Raw genomic sequence first — 7,652 nt, 5'->3', positions numbered from 1 at the left:
TCATCCCGCTACTTGTTAGCGGGATCTGGAGATACCGTGACGGTATGATGAGGGAGAACAGTTAGCGGATGAGATACCGCGAATGAATCGCGGTATAACGGTTCGCGGTGGTATAGTAACTCGTCATCCCGCTACTTGTTAGCGGGATCTGGAGATACCGTGACGGTATGATGAGGGAGAACAGTTAGCGGATGAGATACCGCGAATGAATCGTGGTATGACGGTTCGCGGTGGCATGATGTAGGACTGCTGTGACACCATTATAGAATGAACCAGTGTCAGCTACTTGCATAGAAAATGTTTATGACTAATTTTTAGATCAAACATGGAATTTCGACAAACTTAACTTTTTTGTGAGATGGTTCAGCAATAATAAATAAATTGAGAGGAAAGGTTACGACAATGGAAAAGAAAAAGTTTTTTGAAATAATAAATGAGGTAAGCAAGAGTGAAGGTTTAAATGAGAATAATTTACTTGAAAGAATAGGGAATAAGCTAAAAGATGCAGACTCAATAGTATATAGCACTTATAACAATTTGAAGATAGATAAGATGTTCAGTATATTAGATTCAGACAAAATTGTAAATTATATGTTGGTACATCTTGCTGTGGAATGTAACAGTGTACCAATAGTAAAACTCCTACTAGCAAAGGAAGCAAAAGTTAATGAACCAATATATGAACTTGATGAAGCTAAGTCTAAGCTAACTGCTTTGCACATTGCTGCTTTGCATGGTCATCAAGAGATAGTTCAGCTTTTATTGAATAATGACGCAAATCCTTTACTAAAAGATAGTCAAGGCCGAACTCCAAGGGATATTGTCGGCGATGTAGAAGGTAAAAAGGCTATAATAAAAATGTTAGAGGAAGGAGAACAACGTTATGCTGAGACAAGAGCTACGAGAAGACAACCTTATAGACAAGGCACTTTACTGCAGCCTAATAATAAAACTCCAGGAAATTTAGCTTTGAACGGAAATAACGTAACTGCTGCAGTACAAGCATGGGGTGCAAAACATCAGGAAGAGAATAGTAGAATTACACCAAACAACAAAAAAGTCTATGTACAAGATGAGGATGAACAGACTTCTTCAAACTCAATCGTTAATGAAAACAATACAGACAAAGTAGATGATACATTAGAAAAAGAACAGGCTATAAGAGAAAGAGATGCTATGGCGCAAAAGTTGCAAGAGGCAGAACAAAGACTTGCCAATAATCAGAAGCGCATAGAACATAATGACTTGCACAGTCAACATCCAGAGCAGTATACTACATATAATGGGGAACAGACCTTTTTAAATAAAAGTAATAGTGGCGATAGTGGAATATATTTTGATGCAGATGAATCTGAAGCTTTAGGCCAATCTATATTAGAAAATGGAGAAGATATTAATGCACAAGATAAAGATGGCGTGACCCATTTACATTGGGCTATTGCAGATAACAATAAAGAATCAGTGGAACTTTTGGTAAAATGTGGAGCAAAAGTTGATGTACAGGATAAAGATGGACTGACCCCTTTACATTATGCTGCTGCATATGGTTGTGTAGAGATTGCAGAATATCTAGTAGAAGGTGGAGCAAATGTTAATGCACAAGATAAAGTTGAGCATACTCCCTTATATTATGCTCTTGCAAATGACAATAAAAAATTAGCAAAGCTTTTGATAAAGCATGGAGCAGATCGCTCATTGATAAAGGATGAAGACCTAATAGATAGACTAAACAGTATGTGTGATCAGCCATCTGAGGTTGTACCTAGTACCTTTTCTCATTCCAAAACACACAACGCAACGGAAACTCCAGAAAAAGCAGAAAAGGTTGAAAAACGTAAAGCTAAGTTAAAAGAATTACGTACTCAGCTAAAGGATGAGCAGAAAAAGAATGAATTGCTAAAACAAAAAATACAAGATCTAGAAAGTAAAAACACAACGCTTAATAGTGAATTAGAAAAAACAAAAACTAAAACAGACGAAGTACCATTAGAAAAAGCGCAAAAGGAACTAACAGAATTGAAAAGTTATATCACTGGACATGGAGCTAGGCTGGACACACTGGAGAAACTCAATGAAGAGAATGAATCACTAAGACAAGAAATAAAAAATCTAAAAAATGAAAACACAACACTTAAGGGTGAATTAGAAAAAACAAAAACTAAAAAAAACGAAGTACCATTAGAAAAAGCGCAAAAGGAACTAACAGAATTGAGAAATTGTGTCACTGAACATGAGACTAAATTGGAAGTACTGGAGAAACTCAATGAAGAGAATGAATCACTAGAACAAAAAATACAAGATCTAGAAAGTAAAAATACAACACTTAATAGCGAATTAGAAGAAAACGAAAATAAGCATTCTAAAACAAAAGTGTTGTTAGAAAAAGCGCAAAAGGAACTAGCAGAATCAAAAAGTTGCATAGTTGGACATGAGACTAAGTTGAAAGAATTCAATAAAGAGAATGAATCACTAACACAAAAAATAAGAAGTCTGGAGAATGAAAACACACCACTTGATGGTGAACTGGGCAAAACTAAAACAAATGAAGTGTCACTAGAAAAAGTAGGAAAAAGACAATTTTCCCCAAAAGTTGCCTATGAGAGCCTTGCAGCTATGTTAGCAGTAGGTGCTGCTCTTAGTATTGCTTCCGGATTGTCTGCTCTATTAATAGTTGCAGCTTCTGTGGTATCTGCACTGATAGCTGGTGGCATTACATACACAATATCAAAACCCATCGCTGAACCAAAACCTACCACTGAATTGAAAGAAGTGAATATTCAAGATTCAGCACAACGGTGTTTGTAAAATTTAATTTGTACACTTGCTATAGATTCCAGCGCGTGACGCTGGAATGTAGTAAAAAGTATTTGTAAGTTACACAGTAGTGTGAATTTTTTACTTCGGTAGTTTTTCATTGTCATTATAATCATAATAATAGTTGAGTTTAATTGATATGAAAACTTTTACGAAAAATTTTAAAAATAACGAAAAAAAGCTAGAGGAGTTTAATAAGGAAATTGAAGATATAACAACTATAGCTCAAGATAAATTTGCACATGAACTTGAAAATATCGCATATGACAGTGTGCAAAAATTTCGCAGTCTGCTTGCTAAAGAGTTAAACTCCACCTTCAATAATATTCATTCTCAAAATGTCAATCTACTAAAATCCAGCCTAGTTGAATATGCTATAAGTTCAAATTTTATCAACAAAAAAGGAGAAACAGCTTTAATACGTTCTCTTCTTAATGTATTCATACGATAAAGCACTCAGAGTTGTTACTGCGCCAATTTAACTTAATGTTGCATGCAAGCTGCATAGCTAAAGTAAGTAAGATTTGCCCCACGCTGTCACGAGGTAAACCTTACTTATTCTAGCTATATCAAAAAGGAGGGTTATTATGTCAATAAGATCTACTTCACCAAGAATATCTGTGCAACGTAAATCTAAGCCTGAATCTTTTCCAGTTACTTTAGAAGAGGTTAAATCTTTTTTACGCATTGAGAACGACCAGGATGATAAGTTGATTTCAGATCTAATTTTTATGGCAACTGATTACGCTGAATGGCATATGGAAAAGTCACTGGTGAAACAAACATGGCAAGTTTCATATGAAGATTATGTACCTCGTAGGATCTATTTAAGCTATGGCCCTGTGAGTAAGATAGTATTGGCTACTGCAATGATGTCTAAAAATCAAGAGAAGAGTACACTTAAGTATTATTTTAGTGATGTAGGGGGCTATGTTGAGTTTTTCAATTGTTTGAATGCAATAAGAGTTGATGTTGTATACGAAGCTGGTTATGACAATGTTCCTGAGCAGATAAAACTAGGTATTATGCGGCATGTTTCTGCTCTTTACAAAAATCGTGAATCGGAGGTAAGTAGCCATTTATCTGAAGTGAAGAAGGTATATTCTCCATTTCGCGAACCAAAGGTTGTTTTGTAGCTCTTTCTGGTCATTCAAACTGGGCTACTACGTCATACCGTTACGGATAGATCTCGCTAACAAGCAGCGGGATGACGAGGTATAAACCTTATCGTCATACCGCCGCGGTATCTCAGCCGCTAACACGTAGCGGAATGACAGCAGTCCTACGTCATACCGTCACGGATAGATCCCGCTAATAAGTAGCGGGATGACGAGGTATAAACCTTATCGTCATACCGCGATTCATTCGCGGTATCTCTTAACATAGATCCCGCTAACAAGCAGCGGGATGACGAGTTTCTATATATCTTTCGAGGGTTAATTATGAAAAAAATTCAAGCTATAAACGAGTTGTACAGTAGCATTTATGAAGCACTAAAAGCAAACTCTGATTTAAGGAAATATGTTACTAACATTTATGACTACTTACCTAAACAGGTCACCATTCCTTACCTGAGATTGTGTGTAGTGAATTATAATAACCTGCATATGCTGTCCAATTTTGCTACAAAGGCAAGATTTTCATGCGACATATATACTTATCATATAGACAGTATGTTTGCCATTATAAGGCATATTAACTTGATACTTAAGAGCATTGAAGGTTTTAATAATGAGGCCATTTTAGAAAGTAATTGTGCTATGGATCAGCACGATGAAATTTTACATTCAACAATTAATTTTGATGTTTTAATAAAAGGAGGTGATAATGAGCAAATTACAGCTAAAAATTAAAGATCATGACAATAATTTGATTGTGTTAAATAATATAAGAAACCTAAGGTTTACTTTGCGTAATAACAGAGAAGAGGTGAAAGATATTTCTTCTTTTGGCTGGAGGAAAGTGCTCGATTGTGCTGGAAGCAGACACATTACGATAAAAATTAATGGAATTTTAGACTCTGTATTAGCTGATGAATTATTACGTAATTCTGCTATGCTAAACTCTAATAATGATTATGAAATTAGTTTTAATGCTAAGGAAAAGATAAGGCTTAGGTGTTCAGTTGAATTGTATGAGAGGTATTATGATCCTGTTACTTTTGACAGCTTTACTGTAGTTTTAAATAGTGCTGAAGTTGTAAACGCTTTTCATTAATGTTAATTTAATTTTTTCATATACAATAATAACTGGTGAGAATTTTAACTAAATTAAAAAAAATCATGAATGACGAAAACCTTTTCGAGGAAGACGGTGATAATATTGAAGAAAATAACGATGATAAAAGAGAGAGAAGTTTAGAAAATGAAAATCAGCAAAATCAAGAAGAACAACACAAAGAGGAAGATAAGCAATACATAATACAGTATATTCAAGACTATTTGAAAGTTTTTGAGGATATTCTAAATCAGATCGACGAAGGAATTGATAATTCGGATAGTTACGAAAGGACTATGCAAATAAAGCGAAGCATAGACAGGCTCATAGAGACTTTATATAGTCAGGCTGCGTCCGAAGATATTGATGCAGAATTTGAAACTACCAAACACACTCGCGATAAATCAGAATCTATGAAAAGAGTTAGAGAGAAGAGAAGAAAGCAAGTGATAGAAGAAGTATTAAGTAGCATGTTTGCCCAGCAACAAAAGGAGCTAATGAACGCTAAACACTTAAGTCATGGACATGAAACAGCAAAAGATGGGGATGTCCACGAAGCAAAGGAAAAAGTGAAGTCTTCAATCAGGGGAGTGTTGTTTTCGGTGATTGCTCATAGGATGGATCCAAGAAGGAGGGCAGGGGAAACTGCTGACGGTAACGAAAAGCAAGCTCATATATATGGCAGGGAAGCAGTTGGTGGAGCTTTAGGTGCATTGTTAAAAACGTTTTTAACAGCAGTTATTGCCGTTGTGCGTGAAATTGCTAAGCCACTTCAGAACCCGGAAACATCTTTTGCAAAACAAGTTGAAGAAAGCAGAAACGCAGATTCACAAAAGGGTCGATCTGTGTAGATTTCTCCTTGTAATAATCTTTCGATTCTACTGTCTGTTAATTCAAATTAGGGTTATAAAATTTTAGAAGCCAGCTCTTATATAACCAATTTATAGCAAGAAATTACGATACAAAAATCAGCGTCCGTTAGAAAATAAACATAACACAGGGTGATAGAGTTGCCCCTATCCATAAGCGTCAGTTAAGCTCAAAATTGTAAGCTTAAAATATGGTTGAATAATTATTAATAATAGTATATAATTATTAACGTTTTTCAGGCATTTTTGTTATGAGTGCGCCAAGTAAGCGTTTAGAATACAGTTGGTGAAAATCCAACTTAGGCAAAGTCTAGCCAACCATACGCGTCAAGTTAAGAGATTGTAAGTAAATTCAGGGAAGTTAAGGTAGATACTCTAGTTTTTCTGTACTTGTCTTTTAATGAAAATCGAGACCAAGTTATGGTAAGCTTTTTAAGAAAAACTTTCAAACTATTAACTTTATTCTTTAGTGCTAAAAATAACTCTATAACCCGCTTTTTTAGCTCAATAAATGCCTTTGTTAAGCTAAGTTCTGTATTCTTTTTCACTTCTGTGCAACCAACTATGCCGTGAAATATAAGAATTGCGCACAATTTAGCATATAGTTCACATAATACTCTGCATGGCTTTCCTTTTAGCTTATCAAGTCTGATATGGCTTTTATACAATTTAAATAATAACTCAATTTGCCACCTTACTCTGTAAATCGTTAATACTTGCTCAGCACTAATTTTATTTTCTGGAACATTAGTTATAAATATTGACCAGTTCAACAATTTTTGATTTCTTTTAGAGGATGTATATCCCTGCGATCTTGCTAATCTATTAGCTTTCCTTCTTCTGGCCATAGACTGTTCTTCAGTTAGTTTCTGACATATAATTCTTACTCTAATTTTTGCTTCTTTTCCTAACAATACCTCGTTTTCTAAAAATAACTTATCCTCTAAACATTCTAATAACTCCATTTTTTGATTTGTTTCTACATCATATATGTTGGTATCGGATTTATAACGACTTATGAAATAAGCTCCTATTTCATTGATTTGTTTAAAAGAACTTGGCACAAAATAACCGAGATCAGATATTAGCAAATCATTGCTTAATATATTACTTAAATGTTTCCTATATCCCTGGTCTGATCTTACTCCCTCCGTTAAATTAAGTTGGTCTATTATCTGATTCATGTAGTCGAAAACTAATTGTAACTTTATTCCAGACTTAGTATTGCTTTCATAGCCACTGTAGCTAGTACCATAACCTTTATACATCTCTTCCATACTGTTAGGTAGAGTAATATAGCTACTGTCCAATAATTTAACACTATTAAATTGCTGTAAGATTTTGCAATCAACTTGCAAGATATTTTTGAAGAGAAGCACAGATTCATTATACATCCTTTTCATAAATTCCACTGCTTCTTCAGTAAATCTAAAATCCAAACCTTGTTTTGTTATATCTATCGAGTCCTCGTTTAGTAATTGACACATTGTTTCTACGCTACAATTATCAACCCCTATATTACCCAAGACCATGGCTTTTACGAACGATGAACCTTTTAGCTTTCTCTTTCTTTTTATAAACCTTGTTGTAATTGAGATTTTGTCTGCTTTTTCATTAAAAAATTCTTTGAGCTTTTTTGATAAGCTAGTTATTTTATTCATTGGTTCTCTCACTAAAAGTATTTCTGGGAGAACTTATACCTTATTATTCTATCTCTTTCATACCTTTATTTCCTTAACTTGACGCGTATGG

At 34.5% G+C, this 7,652-nt stretch carries 7 protein-coding genes; 6 read left to right on the top strand and 1 reads right to left on the bottom strand.

Features of this window, described 5'->3' with window-relative positions:
• Positions 1–402 precede the first annotated feature (402 nt).
• The 6 genes from OZD64_RS02490 to OZD64_RS02465 all read left to right on the top strand — a co-directional run bounded on the left by OZD64_RS02490 (position 403) and on the right by OZD64_RS02465 (position 5,882).
• Positions 403–2,805 carry an ankyrin repeat domain-containing protein gene (locus OZD64_RS02490; RefSeq protein WP_274999238.1) on the top strand — a complete coding sequence of 801 codons (2,403 nt, stop codon included), beginning with the start codon at positions 403–405 and terminating at the stop codon, positions 2,803–2,805.
• A 148-nt stretch (positions 2,806–2,953) separates the two neighbouring features.
• Complete coding sequence (locus OZD64_RS02485; protein WP_038199073.1) at positions 2,954–3,265, top strand: ECH_0659 family protein; 312 nt, start codon at positions 2,954–2,956, stop codon at positions 3,263–3,265.
• A 136-nt stretch (positions 3,266–3,401) separates the two neighbouring features.
• Positions 3,402–3,950, top strand: a complete 549-nt coding sequence (locus OZD64_RS02480; protein ID WP_095742630.1) for a head-tail connector protein — start codon at positions 3,402–3,404, stop codon at positions 3,948–3,950.
• 306 nt (positions 3,951–4,256) lie between these two features.
• A complete protein-coding gene (locus OZD64_RS02475; RefSeq protein WP_038199079.1) occupies positions 4,257–4,667 on the top strand; it encodes a hypothetical protein in 411 nt (136 codons plus the stop codon).
• A complete protein-coding gene (locus tag OZD64_RS02470) occupies positions 4,642–5,031 on the top strand; it encodes a phage tail tube protein (RefSeq protein WP_038199080.1) in 390 nt (129 codons plus the stop codon). The genes OZD64_RS02475 and OZD64_RS02470 overlap by 26 nt, the downstream gene beginning before the upstream one ends.
• A gap of 65 nt (positions 5,032–5,096) precedes the next feature.
• On the top strand, positions 5,097–5,882 hold the full coding sequence (locus OZD64_RS02465; protein WP_274999237.1) for a hypothetical protein: 786 nt from the start codon (positions 5,097–5,099) through the stop codon (positions 5,880–5,882).
• 350 nt (positions 5,883–6,232) lie between these two features.
• Here OZD64_RS02465 and OZD64_RS02460 read toward each other — a convergent pair whose 3' ends face one another.
• On the bottom strand, positions 6,233–7,561 hold the full coding sequence (locus tag OZD64_RS02460) for an IS4-like element ISWen1 family transposase (protein ID WP_274999201.1): 1,329 nt from the start codon (positions 7,559–7,561) through the stop codon (positions 6,233–6,235).
• Between the last annotated feature and the right edge of the window lie 91 nt (positions 7,562–7,652).

The organism is Wolbachia endosymbiont of Drosophila tristis (assembly GCF_028981745.1).
Classification (GTDB): Bacteria; Pseudomonadota; Alphaproteobacteria; order Rickettsiales; family Anaplasmataceae; genus Wolbachia; species Wolbachia pipientis.
Note: the sequence above shows the minus strand (reverse complement) of the source record. Positions and strands in the feature narration are given on the sequence as shown.